The organism is Vibrio vulnificus CMCP6 (assembly GCF_000039765.1).
In the GTDB taxonomy this organism is placed as follows: Bacteria; Pseudomonadota; Gammaproteobacteria; order Enterobacterales; family Vibrionaceae; genus Vibrio; species Vibrio vulnificus_B.
Genome location: NC_004459.3, coordinates 1,600,268 through 1,621,042 on the forward strand (window position 1 = coordinate 1,600,268; position 20,775 = coordinate 1,621,042).

Here is a 20,775-nt window from a genome sequence, read left to right on the forward strand (position 1 = left end):
GGTAGGAAAGAATAATGGCAATCGAAATTAATGTACCTGATATCGGTGCGGATGAGGTTGAAGTTACTGAGATTCTTGTAAGCGTTGGCGACAAGGTTGAAGAAGAGCAGTCTCTCATTACTGTAGAAGGCGACAAGGCTTCTATGGAAGTACCCGCCTCTCAAGCGGGTATTGTAAAAGAAATCAAAGTTGTTGCTGGCGATAAAGTAACAACAGGTTCTCTCATCATGGTCTTTGAAGTTGAAGCGGCCGGCGCTCCGGGTGCAGCAGCGGCTGCACCAGTTCCTGCTGTAGCACCAGTCGCTGCACCTGCAGCAGCAAGTGAACTGAAAGAAGTTTGTGTACCGGATATCGGTGGCGACGAAGTTGAAGTGACTGAAATCCTAGTTGCTGTTGGCGATTCCATCGCTGAAGAGCAATCTCTACTGACAGTAGAAGGTGACAAAGCTTCAATGGAAGTACCAGCACCATTCGCAGGTACTCTAAAAGAAATCAAAGTGGCAGCAGGCGATAAAGTGTCTACTGGCTCACTCGTGATGGTATTTGAAGTGGCGGGTTCGGGCGCAGCAGCACCTGCACCAGTTGCAGCAGCAGCTCCGGCGGCGGCTCCAGCAGCAGTCTCTGGAGTAAAAGAAGTTAACGTTCCTGATATCGGCGGCGACGAAGTTGAAGTCACTGAAATCATGGTTACCGTTGGCGATACAGTCTCTGAAGAGCAATCTCTGATTACTGTAGAAGGCGACAAAGCATCTATGGAAGTACCTGCACCTTTCGCTGGTACGGTTAAAGAAATCAAAGTTGCAGCTGGTGACAAAGTTTCTACTGGTTCTCTAATCATGGTGTTCGAAGTTGCTGGCGCAGCGCCAGTTGCAGCAGCGGCACCCGCTCAAGCAGCGGCACCCGCTCAAGCAGCAGCTCCAGCTCCAGCGGTAGCTCCAGTAGCAAAAGCGGAAGCTCAAGCAACAACTAGTGATTTCAAAGAAAACGACGAGTATGCTCACGCATCTCCAGTGGTTCGTCGTCTAGCTCGCGAGTTCGGCGTAAATCTTTCTAAAGTGAAAGGTTCTGGTCGTAAGAGCCGAATCCTGAAAGAAGACGTTCAAGCTTACGTGAAAGACGCACTTAAGCGTCTTGAGTCTGGTGCAGTTGCAGCGGCTTCTGGTAAAGGCGATGGCGCAGCGCTTGGCCTACTACCATGGCCGAAAGTGGACTTCAGCAAGTTCGGTGAAACAGAAGTTCAGCCACTATCTCGCATTAAGAAGATCTCGGGTGCAAACCTACATCGTAACTGGGTAATGATCCCTCACGTTACACAGTGGGATAACGCGGATATCACTGAGCTAGAAAACTTCCGTAAAGAGCAAAACGCGATTGAAGCGAAGAAAGACTCGGGCATGAAGATCACGCCACTTGTGTTCATCATGAAAGCGGCAGCGAAAGCACTAGAAGCATTCCCAGCGTTCAACTCTTCGCTATCAGACGACGGTGAAAGCTTGATTCTGAAGAAATACGTGAACATCGGTATTGCGGTGGATACGCCAAATGGCCTAGTGGTTCCTGTCTTTAAAGACGTGAACAAGAAAGGCATCTACGAGCTATCTGAAGAACTGATGGTGGTTTCTAAGAAAGCACGTGCTGGTAAGCTGACTGCAGCGGACATGCAAGGTGGCTGTTTCACGATTTCAAGCCTAGGTGGTATCGGTGGTACTGCGTTTACACCAATCGTAAACGCGCCAGAAGTGGGTATCCTTGGTGTGTCTAAGTCTGAAATTAAGCCAGTTTGGAATGGTAAAGAGTTCGCTCCTCGCCTACAACTGCCTCTATCTCTATCATATGATCACCGTGTGATTGATGGTGCAGAAGGTGCGCGCTTCATTACTTACCTAAACGAGTGCCTATCTGACATTCGTCGTTTGGTTCTGTAATCGACGTGAACATTGAGAGGCGGCCTAACAGCCGCCTCTGTTAATAGAATTATCGGACAATTGGATGACAAGCGAGCACGCGTGTGTTTTTTGTCCATCGAATTGTCGTCTGGCTCACAGGCTAAATTGATTTACTTTTCACACCATTAACATCTCTGTAAACTGTTGGCGGTCTGAAAATGTTTAAAACAAACCACTCTTAAACAAAAATCAAAACTCACTCAGCCTGTTAGGGATAATGACTACAAGAGGTCAAAATGAGCAAAGAAATTAAAGCCCAGGTGGTAGTACTTGGTGCCGGTCCTGCTGGTTACTCCGCTGCATTCCGTTGTGCAGACTTAGGTCTGGACACTGTTCTTATTGAACGTTACAACACCCTTGGTGGTGTGTGTCTGAACGTGGGTTGTATCCCATCGAAAGCACTGCTTCACGTTGCGAAAGTGATCGAAGAAGCAAAAGCGCTTGCTGAGCACGGCATCGTATTTGGTGAACCTCAAACAGACATCGACAAAATTCGTCTTTGGAAAGAAAAAGTAATCAACCAGTTGACTGGCGGTCTTGGCGGTATGGCGAAGATGCGTAAAGTGAACGTGGTGAATGGCTTTGGTAAATTCACTGGCCCTAACACGATTGAAGTAGAAGGTGAAGACGGTAAAACCGTGGTTAACTTCGACAACGCGATCGTCGCTGCAGGTTCTCGCCCAATCAAATTGCCATTTATCCCACATGAAGACCCACGTATTTGGGACTCAACTGATGCGCTTGAACTGAAAGAAGTACCAGGAAAGCTGCTGATCATGGGTGGTGGTATCATCGGCCTAGAAATGGGTACCGTTTACCACTCGCTAGGTTCACAGATCGACGTTGTGGAAATGTTCGATCAAGTGATTCCAGCGGCAGACAAAGATATCGTGAAGGTTTACACCAAGCGTATCAGCAAGAAATTTAACCTAATGCTGGAAACGAAAGTAACGGCAGTTGAAGCGAAAGAAGATGGTATCTACGTTTCAATGGAAGGCAAAAAAGCACCAGCAGAAGCTGAGCGCTATGATGCGGTTCTTGTGGCTATCGGTCGTGTACCAAATGGCAAACTGATCGACGGTGAAAAAGCGGGTCTTGAAATCGATGAGCGCGGCTTCATCAACGTTGACAAGCAAATGCGTACTAACGTTCCTCACATCTTTGCTATCGGTGACATCGTTGGTCAACCAATGCTAGCGCACAAAGGTGTGCATGAAGGCCACGTGGCTGCAGAAGTTATCTCAGGTAAGAAGCACTACTTCGATCCTAAAGTGATTCCTTCAATTGCTTACACTGAGCCAGAAGTGGCATGGGTTGGTAAGACTGAGAAAGAAGCAAAAGCAGAAGGCATCAACTACGAAGTGGCTACGTTCCCATGGGCAGCATCGGGTCGTGCAATCGCCTCTGACTGCGCTGACGGTATGACAAAGCTGATCTTTGATAAAGAAACGCATCGCGTTATCGGTGGTGCTATCGTTGGTACCAACGGTGGTGAACTGCTTGGTGAAATCGGCCTTGCTATCGAGATGGGTTGTGATGCTGAAGATATCGCACTGACAATTCACGCTCACCCAACGCTACACGAATCTGTTGGTCTAGCGGCGGAAGTGTTTGAAGGTACAATCACTGACCTACCAAACGCGAAAGCGAAGAAGAAAAAATAATCTTCTTAGCGAGTCGTCAAAATAAAACCGCTGAATCATCAGCGGTTTTTTATTTCTTCAAAAACGGCCCCACGTTTTTGAAGAAATAAAAAAGGTTGGCCGTAGCCAACCTTGATATGAGGTTACTGGTGTTATTCGTGCTCGCGTTTATAGATGCATAGCATGTCTAAGTAGCTGCTGACCAGTTTGCTGAGCTCTGCGGTATTGTTGGTACGGTTTGCTTGAACAAACAGCGAGTAACAAATGCCGTGGAACAAGTTCGCCAAATCTTCTGGGTTGTGTTGGTCACACACTTCACCACGCTCAATGGCTTTGATGAACATGTTTTGTACCAGTAATTGATTAGTACGGTTGGTGGTGACAAACAGAGGCCAAACTTCATCACGCGTCGACGCACTCCACTCGAACCAAACTTTCAACCAGTGATTGTCTTGCACCACAAGCTCAATCATTGCGTTGGTGATGTTGGCGATGTTTTCTTTAGCGTGAAGATCCAAATCGATGTTGTCAGATAGGAAATTAGAAAACTGACGAACGACATGGTTAAGCACTTCGTCTACAAGATCTTCGCGAGTTGGGAAGTAGTTGAAGACGGTCGCCACAGAAACTTGCGCAATTTCAGCGATGTCTGCGTGACCACCACGGCCAATGCCACGACGAGCAAACACTTCCAGTGCAATTTCCATGAGCTGCTGTTTACGTTTTAGCGGAGATAAGCGAGTTCGCGGTCTCTTTGCGATTGAGTCCATAGGTTGTTTCCTTACCAATGAGTTGGGGTACCGAGCTCGGGAACGGCTTAGCTGTTCCTATTGATTGTTTTAATAATTGCTTTTAGCTCCATGAGTGTAATGGTGCATATGCATTGGGTCAATAACTTATGGTGAATAAATGAACAGTAATGTCAATATTGATATCTATCTTGAGCAACTTTTATTTAAATTGGCATCGAGATCTCGTTTATTGATGTGATAGTAAATAGCGTATTGCACTGGCACAACTTCTTCCTTTGGGGGTTAAAGATTGCTTTGCGGAGTGTTACACTACGCGAGAATTTCAGGTGAACGTTTGCGTATTGACCTAAGCGACACTTTGCTCGGGTACGAAACTCACCATTAGCAACTATAAAACATTGAGTACAGTATGAAACATACAGTAGAAGTTATGATTTCTGAGCAGACCGTTCAGGAACGAGTTCGTGAATTAGGTAAACAGATTACTGCGCATTACCAAGGCAGTGAAGATCTTGTGCTAGTCGGCTTGCTACGTGGTTCGTTTGTTTTTATGGCGGATCTTGCTCGTGCCATTGAACTCACGCACCAAGTCGATTTTATGACGGCTTCTAGCTACGGTAATACAATGGAAAGCTCGCGTGACGTTCGCATTCTGAAAGATCTCGATGATGACATCAAAGGCAAGGATGTCTTGATCGTCGAAGACATTATCGACACAGGTAATACTCTGAACAAGATTAAAGAGATCCTGTCTTTAAGAGAACCTAAGTCTATCGAAATTTGTACCTTATTAGACAAGCCTTCACGTCGCGAAGTGCCTGTTCCAGTGAAGTGGATTGGCTTTGAGATCCCTGATGAGTTTGTTGTGGGTGTTGGTATCGACTACGCACAAAAATATCGTCATCTTCCTTTCATTGGTAAAGTGGTTCCACAAGAATAAGTGGGCAAAGGTTGAGATAAATAATGGCCCGCTGATACAGCGGGCCATTTGCCATGTTATCTCTAGAACACGGATTGTGTCGGCGGTCTAACGATGGCGCTATTCGTGAAACTTCATCACATCGCTATTGAGGATTTTTGCCATCGCAGCCTGATAGTTGACTTCGAGTGACTCTCGGCTGTAGCAACGCACGCCAATATCTTGCAGAAGGCCATCACCAATGCCATAGACAACGCCGTGAATTTCCACATCTTGTCCACGCTCCCAAGCGCTTTCCATAATCGTAGAATTGCCCAAGTTGTAGACTTGTTCTGCGACATTGATTTCACACAGTTTGTCGCCCCATTTCTCCTTCGGGAGCTCACCCAGCCAGTTACGATGCTTGAGGTAGAGATCGCGAATGTGCAGTAGCCAGTTATTGATCAAACCAAGGCGAGGATTTTCAATCGCAGCGTTTACCCCCCCACAACCGTAATGGCCACAGATGATGATGTGTTTGACTTTCAACACGTCAACAGCGTATTGCACAACCGAGAGGCAATTTAAATCGGTATGGATCACTTGGTTGGCTACATTACGATGAACAAATAATTCACCCGAGTAAAGTCCTGTCAAGCGTTCTGCAGGAACGCGACTGTCGGAACAACCAATCCAAAGAAAGCCGGGATTTTGCCCTTCTTCTAATTTGGAGAAATACTCCGGTTGATGCGATTTGATCTCTTCGGACCATTTCGAGTTATTTTCAAATAGTTGCTTGATTTCCGGCATGTTGCGTCTTACTTCCCTAAAAATTCTTGCATCACTATACACAATGTTACAATTTACCACCCGAAATAAATTGGCAGAAAAGCACTCATCTGACTAGTTATGGCATAAAAAATCATAAACTTAGCCGTTAACCAAACCATAAGTTATATGGTGTGACTTATGAGATCTAATTAACACTTAACGAAATAGGTTAACTTTTGCTAAAGTTGCGCGATTTATGTTTTTTACAGGGAGCTGAGTGATGTTTGGAGATCGTTTTAACGATATCAATCTGAAAGGGGATCTGTTTGGTGGGGTCACCACAGCCATTATTTCTCTGCCACTGGCATTAGCATTTGGAGTGGCCTCTGGCGCTGGGGCTGAAGCCGGTTTGTGGGGAGCGATTTTAGTCGGTTTATTTGCAGCGTTATTTGGTGGTTCATCTACCCTGATTTCTGAACCGACCGGACCAATGACGGTGATCATGACCGCGGTATTAACCAGCATGGTGGCGAAATACCCAGAATCTGGCATTGCCATCAGTTTTACCATCGTCATGATGGCTGGTGCCTTTCAGGTATTGATAGGCACATTGAAGTTAGGCAAATACATTACCCTAATGCCGTATAGCGTGGTGTCGGGTTTTATGTCTGGCATCGGCGTGATACTGATCATTTTGCAACTGTCCCCGTTACTTGGCCATGCTGCGCCTGCCGGTGGGGTTCTTGGCACACTTTCTGCGTTGCCTGAGACTATTTCCAACATGAAGTTTAGTGAGTTTTTCCTTGGCTTACTGACGTTGGGCATTCTGTTCTTTTTCCCTAAACAGTACCGCAAATATGTTCCTGCGCAATTGGTCGCGTTGGTGGCGGTCACGCTGCTTTCTGTCATCATTTTTGATTTTGACGATGTGCGCCGAATTGGCGAAATTCCAACGGGCCTACCTTCTCTTGTCGTGCCTGTGATTAATGGTGAAATCTTCACTGCGATGGTGATTGATGCTTTGGTGCTGGGCACGCTCGGTTGTATTGATACCTTATTGACGGCCGTGATTGGTGACTCTCTGACGCGTAAAGAGCATGATTCAGATAAAGAGCTGCGCGGGCAAGGTTTGGCGAACATGATCTCGGGTCTGTTTGGTGCGCTGCCTGGTGCGGGCGCGACCATGGGCACAGTGACTAATATTCAAGTGGGGGCGCGTTCTCCGTTATCTGGCGTGATTCGCGCCTTGATTCTGGCGCTGGTTGTTCTGGTCGCGAGCGGATTGACCGAGCCTATCCCAATGGCAGTTTTGGCGGGGATTGCGGTGTACGTCGGTTTCGGCATTTTGGACTGGAGCTTCATTCAACGCGCGCACCGCGTGAGCGTGCAAGGCATGGCGATCATGTATGGCGTGATGTTGCTGACGGTGTTTGTTGATCTGATTGTGGCGGGGGGGCTAGGTGTCTTCATTTCCAATATCCTTATTATCGAGCGCCTCAGTCGCGTGCAAGCCAAGCAAGTGAAAGCAATCAGTGACGCGGATGAAAACGATGTGCCACTGACGGACAGCGAGCGTGGCTTGCTTGATCGTGCTAATGGCAAAGTGCTGTTTTTTTACCTCTCTGGCCCGATGATTTTCAGTGTCTCGAAAGCGATCTCGCGTCAGCACAGCAGCATTGCCGATTACGAAGCGATGATTCTCGATCTGACCGACGTGCCGATGATTGATGTCACCGTTGGCCTCGCATTAGAAAACGCCATTAAAGATGCGCAAGAAGCTCAATGCGATGTCTACTTACTCTGCCCGAATGAGCGAGTTCGTGAGCAGCTTGAAAAGTTCCACGTGCTGGATTTGGTGCCGGATGAAAATACCTTTAAATTCCGCTATGAAGCACTCAACGCTGCGGTGAATAAAGTTGAGCAAGATGAGCACCAAGGCGCGTTTGTTTAAGCGTGTAAATCGGTGAATGAGTCGTAGAAAAACGCAGAGGTCTTCCTCTGCGTTTTTATTATCCGTGCGGGCAGTTTTTTATGATTAATTGCTAATGTAGGGTTGAAAAATCGCCACTAAAGCGTCATTTGATAGGCATCATAGAGAAAAAGAGCAATACAACATTATGTATGCATTACAAATTGAGCAGCTACGAAAAACGTATGCTGGAGGCTTCGAGGCGCTAAAAGGCATCAGTTTAGGCGTACAAGAAGGGGATTTTTATGCGCTGCTGGGGCCAAATGGCGCGGGGAAATCCACCACAATAGGCGTGATTTCTTCTCTGGTGAACAAAACATCGGGCAACGTCAAAGTTTTTGGTTACGACATTGATCGCGATTTGGAGTTGGCAAAGCAGCATCTTGGCTTGGTACCACAAGAGTTTAACTTCAACCAGTTTGAAACCGTGGAGCAGATCGTGTTGCAGCAGGCGGGTTATTACGGTGTGTCGCGTGAACTCGCCAAGCAACGAGCAGAGAAGTATCTGACTAAGCTCGATTTGTGGGAAAAGCGCAAAGAGCGAGCAAGAAATCTTTCTGGTGGGATGAAGCGTCGTCTGATGATCGCACGTGCTCTGATGCATGAACCTAAACTGCTGATTTTAGATGAGCCAACGGCGGGTGTTGATATCGAGCTGCGTCGTTCAATGTGGGAGTTTCTCAAAGAGATCAATCAAAAGCAGGGCATTACCATCATTTTGACCACTCACTATTTGGAAGAGGCTGAAATGCTGTGCCGCAATATCGGCATCATCAACCGAGGTGAGTTAATTGAAAACACCACGATGAAGTCTTTGCTGGCTAAGTTAGATGTGGAAACGTTCATTTTGGATCTTGCCCCAAATTCGCCGATGCCTTGTTTGGAAGGTGTGGTCTCATCTCGTGTTGAAAATGATTCTTTGGAGATTGAAGTGGAGAAAACCCAGCCGTTAAACCATGTGTTCAGTCAGTTGAGTGAGCAGGGGGTAATGGTCATGTCGATGCGCAATAAAGCCAATCGCTTAGAAGAGCTGTTTGTGAACATCGTGCGTGAACAGGTGAAGGAGAAGTAATATGTATCGTCTTTATTGGACGGCTTTTTGTAGCCTGTTAACCAAAGAGATTAACCGCTTTACTCGTATTTGGGTACAAACCTTGGTCCCGCCTGCGATCACGATGACGCTTTATTTTATTATTTTCGGGAGCTTGATTGGTTCGCGGATTGGTGAAATGAACGGTTTCAGTTACATGGAATATATCGTACCTGGTTTGATCATGATGTCGGTGATTACTAACTCTTATTCCAACGTCGCTTCATCATTCTTTAGTGCCAAATTTCAGCGTAATATCGAAGAGTTGCTAGTGGCACCCGTGCCAAATTACGTGATTATTTTGGGTTTTGTCATGGGCGGTGTCGCTCGTGGTTTGCTAGTGGGCGCCATGGTTACCATGGTCTCTTTGCTGTTCGTTGATTTGCAAGTTGAGCATTGGGGAATCATCATTGCGACGGTCTTTTTGACGTCGGTGGTCTTTTCGTTAGGTGGTTTGATCAACGCTGTTTTTGCCCGAACGTTTGACGATATTTCGATTATCCCTACGTTTGTGCTCACGCCATTGACCTATCTTGGCGGTGTTTTCTACTCCATTCAGTTATTGCCAGAGTTTTGGCAAGGGGTGTCGCAGATCAACCCGATTGTCTATATGGTTAACGCGTTTCGTTATGGTTTCCTTGGTGTTTCTGACGTGGGGATCGCTACATCGTTTACGGTGCTAAGTGCGTTTGTTGTCTTACTTTATGGCGTGGCGCACTACTTAGTGACACGTGGTATCGGCTTGCGTTCTTAACGAAAACGAATGTTCAGTTCACAGATAGCAAAAAGGGATTGCCGATGGCAATCCCTTTATTCTTTGTACGGGAAGTGTTTAGGTCAGTAATGAGACATCAGTGACTGTTTTCACTTTCTGACTCGGCGCTGTCGACTTCTTCTTTGCTGTCTTTCACCAACTCAACCACTTGATTGTCGATCAGGCGAGCTTTGCCCAAGAAAGCGGACATCAGAATAACGGCTTGCGTGCTCTCCGCGTTGACCACTTGTAGAGTACGTGCATCACGGATGAAAATTTCATCTGGGTGCAAGCCTGCGGCGCGCAATTGATCGCTGGCGTCTTCGATGATCGAAGCAAAGTCGTCACGGCCACCACGGATAGCACTGCTGATCCAACGCATGGTACGAGCCAAGACAGGCGCACGTTGGCGCTCATCAATGGTCAATAAGCCATTGCGAGAGCTCATGGCAAGGCCATCCATTTCACGCACGGTAGGAACACCAATAATCTCAATGTCCATTGCCAAATCGGTGGTCATTTTGCGAATGATAGCAAGCTGTTGGAAATCTTTTTCACCAAAGCAAGCCACATCCGGCTGAACAATGTTAAATAGCTTAGTAACCACTGTCGCAACGCCGCGGAAATGGCCTGGGCGCGATGCCCCTTCCAGCATGGTTGATAAGCCGGGGACTTCAACGAGAGTCTGCTTATCCAAGCCTTCTGGGTAGATCATTTCAGGTGTTGGAGTAAAGACCAGTTCAACCGCTTCACCGTTGAGTTTACTGAGATCGTCTTCCAAGGTTCTTGGATAATTATTTAAATCGTCAGCGCGATCAAACTGCATTGGGTTGACAAAAATACTGACGACCACGATATCAGCGTGCTCACGTGCTTTGCGCACGAGCGTTAAGTGGCCTTCATGTAAATTGCCCATGGTTGGAACAAAAGCAATTCGACGTCCTTCGCGTTTGAACGTTTTGATCTGTTCACGAAGGGCTGAAATTTCGGCAAAGGTTTGCATCTACATTATCCTCTAAGCAATGGTGTGCGCTTCATCAGGGAAGGTGCCTGCTTGTACTTGTTCCATGTACAGCGCCACGGCTTTGCGCATATCTCCTGTTTCTGCCAGGAAATTTTTCGAGAATTTTGGCATGTAATTGGCTGAAATACCAAACATATCGTGCATCACGAGGATTTGGCCATCGGTGACATTTCCAGCGCCAATACCAATCACGGGTACATCCAGCACTTGAGTAATTCGTGCTGCTAGCTCAGCAGGTACACACTCAAGTAGAACGATTTGTGCGCCTGCCGCTTGCAACGCCAGTGCATCTTTGACCATGCGATCGGCTTTTTCCTGATCGCGGCCTTGCACTTTGTAACCACCAAAAATATTAACGGATTGTGGTGTTAAACCGAGGTGGGCACACACTGGAACCGCACGCTCTGTGAGCATTTTTACCGTATCAACCAGCCAATCGCCACCTTCGATTTTGACCATGTTGGCGCCCGCTCGCATTAATTGCGCCGCGTTTTCACAGGCTTGCTCTGGTGTGGCGTAACTCATAAATGGCATATCCGCCATCAATAGACAATTTGGGCTACCCGCACGAACACAGCGTGTGTGGTAAGCAATGTCTTCAACAGTCACTGGAAGCGTGTCATTTTTGCCTTGCAACACCATACCAAGAGAGTCGCCGACCAGTAACACTGGCATTTCTTGGCTCTCAAAAAGTTGCGCAAAACTTGCATCGTATGCTGTTGAAGTCGCAAATTTACGACCTTCCTGCTTCCACTTAATCAGGTCATTAATGGTGATTTTTTTCATGATTTTTCCTTACCAGGATTTGGCTATGAATGCCAAATGCCGAGGCCATTCTTATCCACTATTGTGAGAAGTTGAGATAGCTCGGTCCCATCAGGGAGGGTTAAATTTGGTGCGATTTCAGCGAGCGGGTAGAGCACGAACTCGCGCTCCTTCATTCCGTAGTGAGGAATGGTCAATCGCTCGGAGTCGATCACCTCATCGCCGTAAAGAATAATATCTAAATCGAGGGTTCTTGGGCCCCAACGTTCTTCTTTACGGACACGCCCTTGTTCCAGTTCAATGGCTTGAGTGCAATCGAGCAGTTCCAACGGCGTTAATTCGGTTTCTATAGCAGCGACCGCATTGATGTAGTCTGGCTGATCTTGCGGGCCCATCGGGGAGCTGCTGTAGAGCTGTGAAGCGACAAGAAGGCGCGATTTTGGCAGCGTTTTTAGTGCATCAATGGCGCTCTTGGCTTGGCTAACAGGATCGGCAAGATTACTGCCAATGGCAATATAGGCAGTAATCATGATTTGGCTTTGCTCTTTTTCTTATTAAAAGAACGACGCTTACGGCCGGATTTTGAACTGCCAGCAGGGCCTTCGAGATCGTTTACCATCGCTAGGCGCATTTCACGACCTGCATTTTGGAACGTGCCCCACCACTTGGCCAATGTTGCCGTTTCACCGCCTTCGATCTCTCCTCGCATTTCTAGGAAGTCAAAACCAGCACGGAATTTGTTGAGTTCCATTAGGCGGAAAGCACGTTTACCGTTGCGACGAGGTAGACGCAGTTGCAGTTGCCAAATTTCACGGATGGTCGCGGTGTGGCGGCGCGGAATAGCTATCGAGCGCACCTGTTCATCAAGGATCAGGTTGCTCGCTTCCATGACGGCGTCGTAGTGACACAAATTGTGGCTATCCATCAATTTGTCTGCCAGCTCAAGCAGCGGATACCACAGCATAGCCGCAAACATGTAAGCGGGATTAATGCGCTTGCCTTCTTCGACACGAATGTCAGTGGAATCTAAGACTAAGTCCAACATCTGCTCAGCTTTGGAAGAGTAATCCTCGGTGAAATAAGCTGAGATCGCTGGGAACATTTGTTGGAATAGATTGTATTCACGCATGAGGTGATACGTTTCCAAGCCATGGCCCGATTGCAGTAGCTTAAGCGATTCTTCGTATAAACGCGCGGCAGGGATGTCTCTTAACAAGTACGCCATCTCTTCAATCGGTGCGGCCGTGTCTTCTTCGATATCGAAGTCGAGCTTGGCGGCAAATCGAATCGCGCGAAGCATACGTACAGGATCTTCACGATAGCGAGTCTCAGGATCGCCAATTAAGCGTACTAAGCGATCTTCAAGGTCTTCAACACCACCTGCATAATCATGGATCGAGTAATCTGCAATGTTGTAGTACATCGCATTGATGGTGAAGTCACGTCGTTCAGCATCTTCATCAATGGTGCCATACACGTTATCACGCAACAGCATGCCTTCTTTTGACTGCTGGGAGATCTGCGAATTGGCATCTTGGTGGTGTCCACGGAACGTGGCCACTTCAATGATTTCGCGACCAAACATGATATGCGCTAGTCGAAAGCGGCGACCAATCAGGCGGCAGTTACGGAATAACTGCTTTAGCTGCTCAGGTGTCGCGTTGGTTGCAATATCAAAATCTTTTGGGCTTTGTCCCAGCAGTAAATCACGTACGCCACCGCCAACAAGATAAGCGTCGAAGCCGGCACCATGAAGTCGGTACAGTACTTTTAGCGCATGGTCGCTAATCTGCTTGCGCGAAATATTGTGCTCTTGACGAGTAATGACATTTAAAGCGAGTTCCGGACACGTGGTGGAATCGCATGTTGTATATTCGTTTTTATTCATGTGCATCTGGCAACAGTGAATGATCATCACTTTGCATGGGTTAGTTTTTACGCCGATTTGGCCTGAATTTGCGCCCTATAATAGCTCACGCCGTGCCATTTGAGAATCGCGCCGTGATTTCTAGCGATTCGGGCAACTGATTTAAGCGCCAATTTTGTACACCCCAATGCAGAATTTCATCCAAATTGGCCTGATGAAGTTCTTTGGGAATGGCAAAACCTAGAAACGCCATCGCTTCAAGAATCATAGAGGCTGGATGTGTCAAATCAATGCCAGTGGCATGATTTTGTTTGGAGAGTTTGTTGCCATTTTTATCCATTGCCAGTGGCAAGTGCAAATATCGGACAGGAACTTGACCAAGCATGCGGTATAAGCTGATTTGACGACCGGTTGGTTCGATTAAATCAGCGCCACGCACCACTTCGGTCACACCCTGATCGATATCGTCCAATACCACTGCAAGATTATAGGCAAACAAACCATCACGGCGCTTGATGATGAAATCTTCTTGCGCGAGTTCGAGAGGAATGTGCATCTGCCCATGACGAAGATCGTCAAAATGAGTGATTGGCTGCGTCATTTTGAGACGAATAGCCCCTGCATCCAAATGCAATTCTTGGCAATGGCCGTTGTAATAGCCACCCATTTCTTTGATCTGCTTGCGACTGCACTGGCAGTAATAGGCTTGGCCACTTTGCAGCCAGTGGTCAATTTGCGCTTGATAGAGGTGATGACGCTGGCTTTGGTAAACCACTTCACCATCCCAAAATAAGTGATAAGTTTCGAGCGTTTTTAAAATCAAATCCGCCGCCCCCGGCATTTCTCGAGGCGGATCGAGATCTTCAATGCGCACTAACCACTGACCATGTTGAGATTTGGCTTGAAAGTAGCTGCCTAAAGCAGCAATCAAAGAGCCAAAATGCAATGGGCCTGATGGGGAAGGGGCAAAACGACCGATGTAGCTCATGGATGTCATCTCAAAACAAAAAGGGAGCATCAGCTCCCTTAATCATGTTAGGCAGGTTATTCTTAACCTTGCATTTGCTTCTCTTTGATCTCTGCAAGCGTTTTACAGTCGATACAAAGATCGGCAGTTGGGCGTGCTTCTAAACGGCGAATGCCGATTTCCACACCACAAGATTCACAGAAACCGAAATCATCATCTTTGATTTTATCCAGCGTCTTCTCAATTTTCTTGATCAGGCGGCGCTCGCGGTCACGGTTACGCAGTTCTAGGCTGAATTCTTCTTCTTGAGAGGCACGGTCAACTGGGTCAGGAAAATTCGCCGCTTCGTCCTGCATGTGGTGAACAGTACGGTCAACTTCTTCCCTAAGCTGATTACGCCAAGCTTCTAAAATCTTTCTAAAGTGAGCCACTTGGTCTGGTGACATGTATTCTTCACCAGCTTTTTCCTGATATGGCTCCACACCTGCAATGGCTAGGATGCCTAGCGTTTTTTTCTTCGATTCTGGCATACAGCATCTCCTACTTACACCTAGTCAACTGCTAAGCAGCTAATTTAAGGCGGGTATCTATAGCAGAAAGAGGCGGTGCTGGCAAACTATCAATCGTAAACTTAACGTCAATGTGAAGACCACATCATTTTTCTAGCTATTGTTAAACGCAATAGCAGAATTGAGTTTGATTTCAGTATTGCTGATCTCTGCTTTATAGCAGAGGACTTCAACTCCGGCTTTTTGTGCTTGTTTGAGTAATTGGGAATATTTGGCGTCTATATGGAGCGCCGCAGCAACTTTTTCAATACCTGAATGTAAAACAGCAAATAAAAGTATGGCTCTACTTCCATTTTGTGCCATTTCTGTGAGCTCTCGCAGGTGTTTTTGTCCACGGGTGGTCACTGCATCAGGAAAGAAGCCTTGTCCAGGCTCGGTGTCATCTAGCAAGGTGACACTCTTTACTTCTATATAGCACGCTGGTCGGTCGCTTGCGCTGAGCAAGATATCAATTCGACTATTTTCATGACCATATTTCACTTCAGTTTGAAGTCGCTCATACCCTGAGAGCTCTTTAATCCAGCCTTGCTCAATGGCTTCCACCGCGAGTTGGTTGGCGCGAATGGTATTGACACAGATAAGATGACCCTGCTCCGTTTCTGTAATTTCCCAACTGTGGGGGTATTTTCGTTTGGTGTTGTTGGAAGTGGAATACCACACTTTATCACCAGGGGTTGCGCAACCAGTCATAGCGCCGGTATTGGCACAATGAATCGTGCCTGTATCGCCGCTTTGATAGGTCACATCGGCGAGAAAGCGTTTATAGCGTTTTTGTAATAGGGCGCAATCTAGCGCGGGTTCGAAATGCATTTGCTTATTTAGACGAGTGGGTTTTTATGTACAATGTGGCCGCCATTTAAGCATAAGGACTCAACATTGTCACAATTGCCTATCCACGCCGTGATGCCACAACTGCTTCAAGCGGTCTCGCAACATTCACAAGTCATACTCAAAGCCGCACCTGGTGCGGGTAAATCCACTTATTTCCCTTTGCAGTTGCTGCTGAGTAATGAATTCAGCGGAAAAATCGTGATGCTTGAGCCACGACGCTTGGCGGCGCGCAATATTGCTCGCTATTTGGCGCAGCAACTTGGCGAAAAAGTTGGTGAGAGAGTGGGGTATCGCGTTCGTGGCGAAAGCAAGGTTAGCCACATGACCCAGCTGGAAATCGTTACCGAAGGGATCATGACGCGCATGATCCAAAGCGATCCAGAGCTGAATGGGGTTGATGTACTGATCTTTGATGAATTTCACGAGCGTAGTTTGCATGCCGATATTGCTTTGGCGCTTGCTCTTGAAGTGCAAGAAGCGCTGCGTGACGATCTGAAATTGGTGGTGATGTCGGCCACACTTGAGCAGCATGCTTTGCAATCTCTCATGCCTCATGCCAGTTTTATTGAATCTCAAGGTCGCAGTTATTTGGTTGAGCAGCGCTATCAGCCGCTAAAAACGAACGACTTTTTACCCAATGTGATGGCGAAAACCATCGAGCATCTACTGGCAACGGAATCGGGCTCTTTGTTGGCGTTTCTACCAGGAGTGGCTGCGATAAAACAAGTGGCTGAGCGTTTAGAGCATCTCAGTGAGCAAGTGGTGATCTGCCCGTTGTACGGTCAGCTCTCTTTTGCTGAGCAGCAAAAGGCGATTGAGCCCGCCAAAGCCGGTGAGCGAAAGGTGGTGCTGGCGACCAACATTGCCGAAACATCGTTAACTATCGAAGGGATCCGCTTGGTCGTCGATAGCGGTTTAGAGCGGGTGGCAAAGTTTGATTTGAAAACGGAGATCACCAAGTTAGAGCAAGTGCGTATCGCGCAATCGTCAGCCATTCAGCGCGCGGGGCGTGCGGGCCGAGTGGAAGAGGGGATTTGTGTGCGCTTGTACTCTGAAAGCCAGTACCAGCAAATGGCGAGTGTGCCCCTTCCAGAGATCATGCAAGCTGATCTTGCTCCGCTGATGATGGAGCTGGCGCAATGGGGAGTCAGTGAGCCAGAACAAGTGAAGTTATTGGATATCCCCTCTTCGGCAGCGGTACGTCAGGCCAAACAACTGTTGCGGCAATTGGGATTAATCTCTGGGCACCAATTGACGAGTGAAGGACAGCTGGCGCAGCGGCTTGGTGTTGAGCCGCGTATTGCCGCCATGTTGATCGGTGCTCAGCAACGCGACGAGACGCTTTTCGCTTCAGCCTTGGCAGTGGCGGTGATGTTGGAAGAGCCTGAGCGTAACATCAGCAACGTTTGTCACAGCTTACACCGCTGGCAGCAAAGCAAGCACGGTAAGACGACGCTACTCACTCAGCGTGCCAATGCACTGGCGAATAAACTCAATGGCACTTTCTCTTTAAAACGGGTGACCGAATCGGCTTGTGCCATTGCCGCTAGCTTGGCATTTCCCGATCGCATTGCTCAAAAACGAGGCCAACAGTTTGGCCGATATTTGATGGCAAATGGTCACGGAGCCGAGCTGCGTGAGGATGACCCTTTGGGGGGAGAAGAGTACCTTGTGGTGCTCGATCTGATGCGTGGCCAAAAAAATGCCAGCCAGATCCAATTGGCTATCCCGCTAGACCTATCGGCTTTGCAACAAAGCAATCCAAGTTGTCTTGTGAACCACGAGCACATTGATTGGGATGAAACCAAAGGGCGTTTACTGGCGGAAAAGCAGCGAAGAATCGGTGAACTGGTGGTGAGCAGAGAAACACTTGCTCAACCCGGAAAAGAAAAAATGACGCAAGCTTTACTCTCCTATGTCCGAAGAAAGGGGCTTGCGGTATTAGACTGGAGCGAAAAGTCCCAATCGCTACTCGAGCGTATTCGTTGTGCCATTGAGTGGTTGCCGGAACAGGCCTGGCCAGCGATGGATGATGCTAGCTTGCTCAGCGAGTTAGAGCAATGGTTGGAGCCGTATATGGCGCACGTCACAACGGTGAAAGACCTGGCTAAAATCAACCTCTGCGAAGCATTGAATGCTCGCCTTGGCTGGCCGTTGAATCAGCAATTGGATGAGTGGTTGCCTAAGTACTACACCTTACCAACTGGTACCCAACAAATGATTCGCTATCAACAAGGTGCTAACCCCGTACTTTCGGCACGCATGCAAGAGATGTTCGGTGAGCAAAGTTCGCCAACGGTGGCGCAAGGACGAGTAAAGCTCACCTTAGAGCTGCTTTCTCCTGCGCGTCGTCCTTTGCAAGTGACTCAAGACCTGGCCGGTTTTTGGGCTGGCGCTTACAAAGAAGTGCAAAAAGAGATGAAAGGTCGTTACCCTAAGCATGTTTGGCCTGACGATCCTGCCACTCACCAAGCAACCAATAAAACCAAAAGACAGTTACACTCATGACCCAAGAAAAAAAGTCGAACGACAGTAAGAAAACGACCACAAGAAAGCGCACCGCAAATCGTACTCCGAGAAAAACGACCAAAAAACGCAGCGCAGTGAAAACAGCAAAACGTCAATGGTTGAAGACGCTTTGGTCTTTGAGTTGGAAAGCGGGGCTCGCGCTGGTGGCAGTGCTGATTTTTGTCGGTATTTATCTCGATAGCGTGGTCAAACAACGTTTTGAAGGTCAGCTATTTCAACTGCCGACGGTGGTGTATGCGCGTATTCAAACCTTGTATGCGGGAGAAAATGTTTCTCGCCCGGAGCTGCAAAAAGAGCTCGATATCCTCAACTATCGTAAGGTGAGCCAGCCGAGATATCCCGGTGAGTATTCCTCTTCGTCGAGTAAGATTGAGCTTATTCGTCGCCCTTTTGAATTTGTCGATGGGCCAGAGGCTGATCGCCATGTGATGTTGCATTTTGACGCCTCAAGCTTAACTCGAATTCAATCGTTGGAATCCAAAGGGGATCTCGGTTATTTGCGCCTTGAGCCGAAGATGCTGGGCATGCTGGAAAAAGATACTGACGAGCAGCGCTTGTTTTTACGCCGTGAGCAATTTCCCGAGATCATGGTTGATGCTCTGTTAGTCACGGAAGATCGCGATTTCTATCAACATGATGGGGTATCGCCATTAGCGATTGCACGCGCGATGTTTGTTAATCTCAAAGCAGGCAGAACCGTGCAAGGGGGCAGCACCTTAACTCAGCAGTTGGCAAAAAACTTATTCCTTACCCAAGACCGCACCTTGTGGCGAAAAGTCAGAGAAGCGTATATCGCGCTGAGCTTGGACTATCGCTACAGCAAAGATCGCATTCTTGAAGCCTACCTTAACGAAGTTTATTTGGGGCAGAGCGGCAAGCAAGCAATCCATGGTTTTGGTTTGGCTTCTCGTTATTACTTTGGTCAACCGATCCAAGAGTTGCGTATTGATCAGTTGGCGATGCTGGTGGGGATGGTGAAAGGCCCGTCTTACTACAATCCAGTGCGCTTTCCTGAGCGCACCAAAGAGCGTCGTGACTTGGTGTTGCGTTTGATGATGCAGCAAAACATGCTCACCGCATCGGAGTACGATCAAGCCGCCAGTCGTCCTCTTGATATTCAAGATGTCCCACGTATTGCCAGCCGTCAGCCCGCTTATTTTCAGCAGTTGTCGATGGAGTTAAGGGCGAAAGTGGGCGAGGCTTTCCAAGGCGAAACGGGATTGCGCGTGTTTACTTCGCTTGATCCTATTTCACAAGACAAATTGGAAAAAGCGATCAGCAAAAAAGTCCCTGAGTTGGGGAAAGTGGCAGGGAATGAGCTCGAAGCGGCGGCCGTTGCCGTGGATCGTACCAGTGGTGAAATTCGTGCCATGGTGGGGGGTAAACGCACGGGATACGATGGTTTTAACCGAGCGATCAACGCCAGCCGTCCGATAGGTTCTTTGGTGAAGCCAGCCGTGTATTTGACGGCGCTAGAACAGCCTGAAAAATACACCTTAGCCACCACGTTGCAAGATACGCCATTAAGTTTGAAAGGCAGTAAAGGCTCGGTATGGGAGCCTCGCAATTTTGATCGACAGTTCCGCGGCGATGTGCCTCTTTATCAGGCGCTGGCGAAATCACTCAATGTGCCCACGGTTCGCCTTGGCATGCAATTGGGGATTGATCAGGTATCCGATACGTTGGCGAGATTAGGGGTAAATCGCAACGAAATTCGCCCAGTCCCTTCGATGTTCCTTGGTGCATTCTCTCTCACACCGTTGGAAGTGGCGCAGATGTACCAAACCTTGACCAATTCAGGACGAAAAGCGCCGCTCACTGCACTTCGTTCGGTGGTGGATTTGGAAGGACACGTTCTGTATCAGTCGTTGCCCAAATCCTCTCCTGCCGTGAATGAACAGGCAGCATGGCTAACCACGTATGCGATGAAACAAGGGGTAGCACAAGGCACAGGCCGTTATCTGCAAAACCAATTTGCGTGGGCTGCGCTCGCGGGCAAAACCGGCACCAGTAATGATAGCCGAGACAGTTGGTTTGTTGGGGTGGATGGCCGAGAAGTCACCACTATTTGGCTAGGTCGAGATGATAACCAGCCGACCAAGCTGACAGGCGCAAGTGGTGCGTTGCGAGTGTACGCTGAATACCTAAAACAGCGGACGCCAGAGAAGCTGATTTTGCCTTGGCCAAAAGAGATCACCACCTTGGGGTATCAGCAAAAAAGCGACGGTGAACTCTCGCTCGACTGCTCTAGTCAATTCACTCTGCCAGTGTGGGATAAACAAGGTGAATTAAAAGCACAGTGTGAAAAATCCTCTAACTGGTTGAATAAATTGCTCAGTTGGTAATTGTCCCCGTACCCAATTCGGTGTAAAACTGTTCAGGTTTCGTAAAACAATAAAG

17 protein-coding genes are annotated in these 20,775 nt (G+C 47.9%); 8 read left to right on the forward strand and 9 right to left on the reverse strand.

Annotated features, from left to right (window positions below):
- The first annotated feature begins 14 nt into the window (after positions 1-14).
- Together aceF and lpdA are read left to right on the forward strand one after the other, a co-directional pair.
- Positions 15-1,925: a pyruvate dehydrogenase complex dihydrolipoyllysine-residue acetyltransferase gene (gene aceF, locus VV1_RS07730; RefSeq protein ID WP_011079556.1), complete on the forward strand. Its 1,911-nt coding sequence runs from the start codon at positions 15-17 to the stop codon at positions 1,923-1,925.
- A gap of 257 nt (positions 1,926-2,182) precedes the next feature.
- A complete protein-coding gene (lpdA, locus tag VV1_RS07735; RefSeq protein WP_011079557.1) occupies positions 2,183-3,610 on the forward strand; it encodes a dihydrolipoyl dehydrogenase in 1,428 nt (475 codons plus the stop codon).
- Between the two features lie 131 nt (positions 3,611-3,741).
- Here lpdA and VV1_RS07740 read toward each other — a convergent pair whose 3' ends face one another.
- Positions 3,742-4,359 (reverse strand): LuxR/HapR/OpaR family quorum-sensing transcriptional regulator, encoded by a 618-nt coding sequence (locus tag VV1_RS07740; protein ID WP_011079558.1) that lies wholly within the window; start codon positions 4,357-4,359, stop codon positions 3,742-3,744.
- A gap of 391 nt (positions 4,360-4,750) precedes the next feature.
- Here VV1_RS07740 and hpt point away from each other — a divergent pair, with 391 nt between their 5' ends.
- Positions 4,751-5,281 (forward strand): hypoxanthine phosphoribosyltransferase, encoded by a 531-nt coding sequence (hpt, locus tag VV1_RS07745; RefSeq protein ID WP_011079559.1) that lies wholly within the window; start codon positions 4,751-4,753, stop codon positions 5,279-5,281.
- 99 nt (positions 5,282-5,380) lie between these two features.
- On the opposite strand, the gene can is transcribed toward hpt, so the two are convergent.
- Positions 5,381-6,049: a carbonate dehydratase gene (can, locus tag VV1_RS07750; protein ID WP_011079560.1), complete on the reverse strand. Its 669-nt coding sequence runs from the start codon at positions 6,047-6,049 to the stop codon at positions 5,381-5,383.
- Positions 6,050-6,290: 241 nt separating this feature from the next.
- Between can and VV1_RS07755 the strand changes: the two genes are divergently transcribed.
- The 3 genes from VV1_RS07755 (at position 6,291) to VV1_RS07765 (ending at position 9,823) form a co-directional block, all read left to right on the forward strand.
- Entirely contained in the window at positions 6,291-7,961 is a 1,671-nt protein-coding gene (locus VV1_RS07755) for a SulP family inorganic anion transporter (protein ID WP_011079561.1), read from the forward strand.
- 166 nt (positions 7,962-8,127) lie between these two features.
- Positions 8,128-9,051, forward strand: a complete 924-nt coding sequence (locus VV1_RS07760) for an ABC transporter ATP-binding protein (RefSeq protein ID WP_011079562.1) — start codon at positions 8,128-8,130, stop codon at positions 9,049-9,051.
- 1 nt (position 9,052) lies between these two features.
- Positions 9,053-9,823, forward strand: a complete 771-nt coding sequence (locus VV1_RS07765) for an ABC transporter permease (protein WP_011079563.1) — start codon at positions 9,053-9,055, stop codon at positions 9,821-9,823.
- 97 nt (positions 9,824-9,920) lie between these two features.
- Here the strand turns inward: VV1_RS07765 and panC are convergent, their stop codons facing one another.
- From panC to sfsA, 7 genes are all read right to left on the reverse strand, one after another.
- A complete protein-coding gene (panC, locus tag VV1_RS07770; RefSeq protein ID WP_011079564.1) occupies positions 9,921-10,826 on the reverse strand; it encodes a pantoate--beta-alanine ligase in 906 nt (301 codons plus the stop codon).
- A 12-nt stretch (positions 10,827-10,838) separates the two neighbouring features.
- Complete coding sequence (gene panB / locus VV1_RS07775; protein WP_011079565.1) at positions 10,839-11,633, reverse strand: 3-methyl-2-oxobutanoate hydroxymethyltransferase; 795 nt, start codon at positions 11,631-11,633, stop codon at positions 10,839-10,841.
- A gap of 23 nt (positions 11,634-11,656) precedes the next feature.
- Positions 11,657-12,142, reverse strand: a complete 486-nt coding sequence (folK, locus tag VV1_RS07780; RefSeq protein ID WP_011079566.1) for a 2-amino-4-hydroxy-6-hydroxymethyldihydropteridine diphosphokinase — start codon at positions 12,140-12,142, stop codon at positions 11,657-11,659.
- Positions 12,139-13,506 (reverse strand): polynucleotide adenylyltransferase PcnB, encoded by a 1,368-nt coding sequence (pcnB, locus tag VV1_RS07785; protein WP_193387261.1) that lies wholly within the window; start codon positions 13,504-13,506, stop codon positions 12,139-12,141. Before pcnB ends, folK begins: the two co-directional genes overlap by 4 nt.
- A gap of 79 nt (positions 13,507-13,585) precedes the next feature.
- Positions 13,586-14,467: a tRNA glutamyl-Q(34) synthetase GluQRS gene (gluQRS, locus tag VV1_RS07790; RefSeq protein ID WP_043920941.1), complete on the reverse strand. Its 882-nt coding sequence runs from the start codon at positions 14,465-14,467 to the stop codon at positions 13,586-13,588.
- 62 nt (positions 14,468-14,529) lie between these two features.
- The gene (gene dksA / locus VV1_RS07795) at positions 14,530-14,976 is read right to left on the reverse strand and encodes an RNA polymerase-binding protein DksA (protein WP_011079569.1); all 447 of its coding nucleotides are present in this window, start codon (positions 14,974-14,976) and stop codon (positions 14,530-14,532) included.
- A gap of 132 nt (positions 14,977-15,108) precedes the next feature.
- A complete protein-coding gene (gene sfsA, locus VV1_RS07800; protein ID WP_011079570.1) occupies positions 15,109-15,825 on the reverse strand; it encodes a DNA/RNA nuclease SfsA in 717 nt (238 codons plus the stop codon).
- A 66-nt stretch (positions 15,826-15,891) separates the two neighbouring features.
- On the opposite strand from sfsA, the gene hrpB reads away from it, so the two are divergent.
- Entirely contained in the window at positions 15,892-18,354 is a 2,463-nt protein-coding gene (hrpB, locus tag VV1_RS07805; RefSeq protein WP_043920942.1) for an ATP-dependent helicase HrpB, read from the forward strand.
- Positions 18,351-20,720, forward strand: coding sequence for a penicillin-binding protein 1B (mrcB, locus tag VV1_RS07810; protein ID WP_011079572.1), 2,370 nt, complete (start codon positions 18,351-18,353; stop codon positions 20,718-20,720). The genes hrpB and mrcB overlap by 4 nt, the downstream gene beginning before the upstream one ends.
- Positions 20,721-20,775 lie beyond the last annotated feature (55 nt).

Bases quoted from the DNA above. Each gene is read 5' to 3' on its own strand.
- sfsA (WP_011079570.1), bottom strand. From the start codon at position 15,825: ATGCATTTCGAACCCGCGCTAGATTGCGCCCTATTACAAAAACGCTAT.
- lpdA (WP_011079557.1), top strand. From the start codon at position 2,183: ATGAGCAAAGAAATTAAAGCCCAGGTGGTAGTACTTGGTGCCGGTCCT.
- VV1_RS07740 (WP_011079558.1), bottom strand. From the start codon at position 4,359: ATGGACTCAATCGCAAAGAGACCGCGAACTCGCTTATCTCCGCTAAAA.
- hpt (WP_011079559.1), top strand. From the start codon at position 4,751: ATGAAACATACAGTAGAAGTTATGATTTCTGAGCAGACCGTTCAGGAA.
- panC (WP_011079564.1), bottom strand. From the start codon at position 10,826: ATGCAAACCTTTGCCGAAATTTCAGCCCTTCGTGAACAGATCAAAACG.
- mrcB (WP_011079572.1), top strand. From the start codon at position 18,351: ATGACCCAAGAAAAAAAGTCGAACGACAGTAAGAAAACGACCACAAGA.
- VV1_RS07765 (WP_011079563.1), top strand. From the start codon at position 9,053: ATGTATCGTCTTTATTGGACGGCTTTTTGTAGCCTGTTAACCAAAGAG.
- dksA (WP_011079569.1), bottom strand. From the start codon at position 14,976: ATGCCAGAATCGAAGAAAAAAACGCTAGGCATCCTAGCCATTGCAGGT.
- pcnB (WP_193387261.1), bottom strand. From the start codon at position 13,506: ATGCACATGAATAAAAACGAATATACAACATGCGATTCCACCACGTGT.
- aceF (WP_011079556.1), top strand. From the start codon at position 15: ATGGCAATCGAAATTAATGTACCTGATATCGGTGCGGATGAGGTTGAA.
- panB (WP_011079565.1), bottom strand. From the start codon at position 11,633: ATGAAAAAAATCACCATTAATGACCTGATTAAGTGGAAGCAGGAAGGT.
- can (WP_011079560.1), bottom strand. From the start codon at position 6,049: ATGCCGGAAATCAAGCAACTATTTGAAAATAACTCGAAATGGTCCGAA.
- gluQRS (WP_043920941.1), bottom strand. From the start codon at position 14,467: ATGAGCTACATCGGTCGTTTTGCCCCTTCCCCATCAGGCCCATTGCAT.
- VV1_RS07760 (WP_011079562.1), top strand. From the start codon at position 8,128: ATGTATGCATTACAAATTGAGCAGCTACGAAAAACGTATGCTGGAGGC.
- VV1_RS07755 (WP_011079561.1), top strand. From the start codon at position 6,291: ATGTTTGGAGATCGTTTTAACGATATCAATCTGAAAGGGGATCTGTTT.
- folK (WP_011079566.1), bottom strand. From the start codon at position 12,142: ATGATTACTGCCTATATTGCCATTGGCAGTAATCTTGCCGATCCTGTT.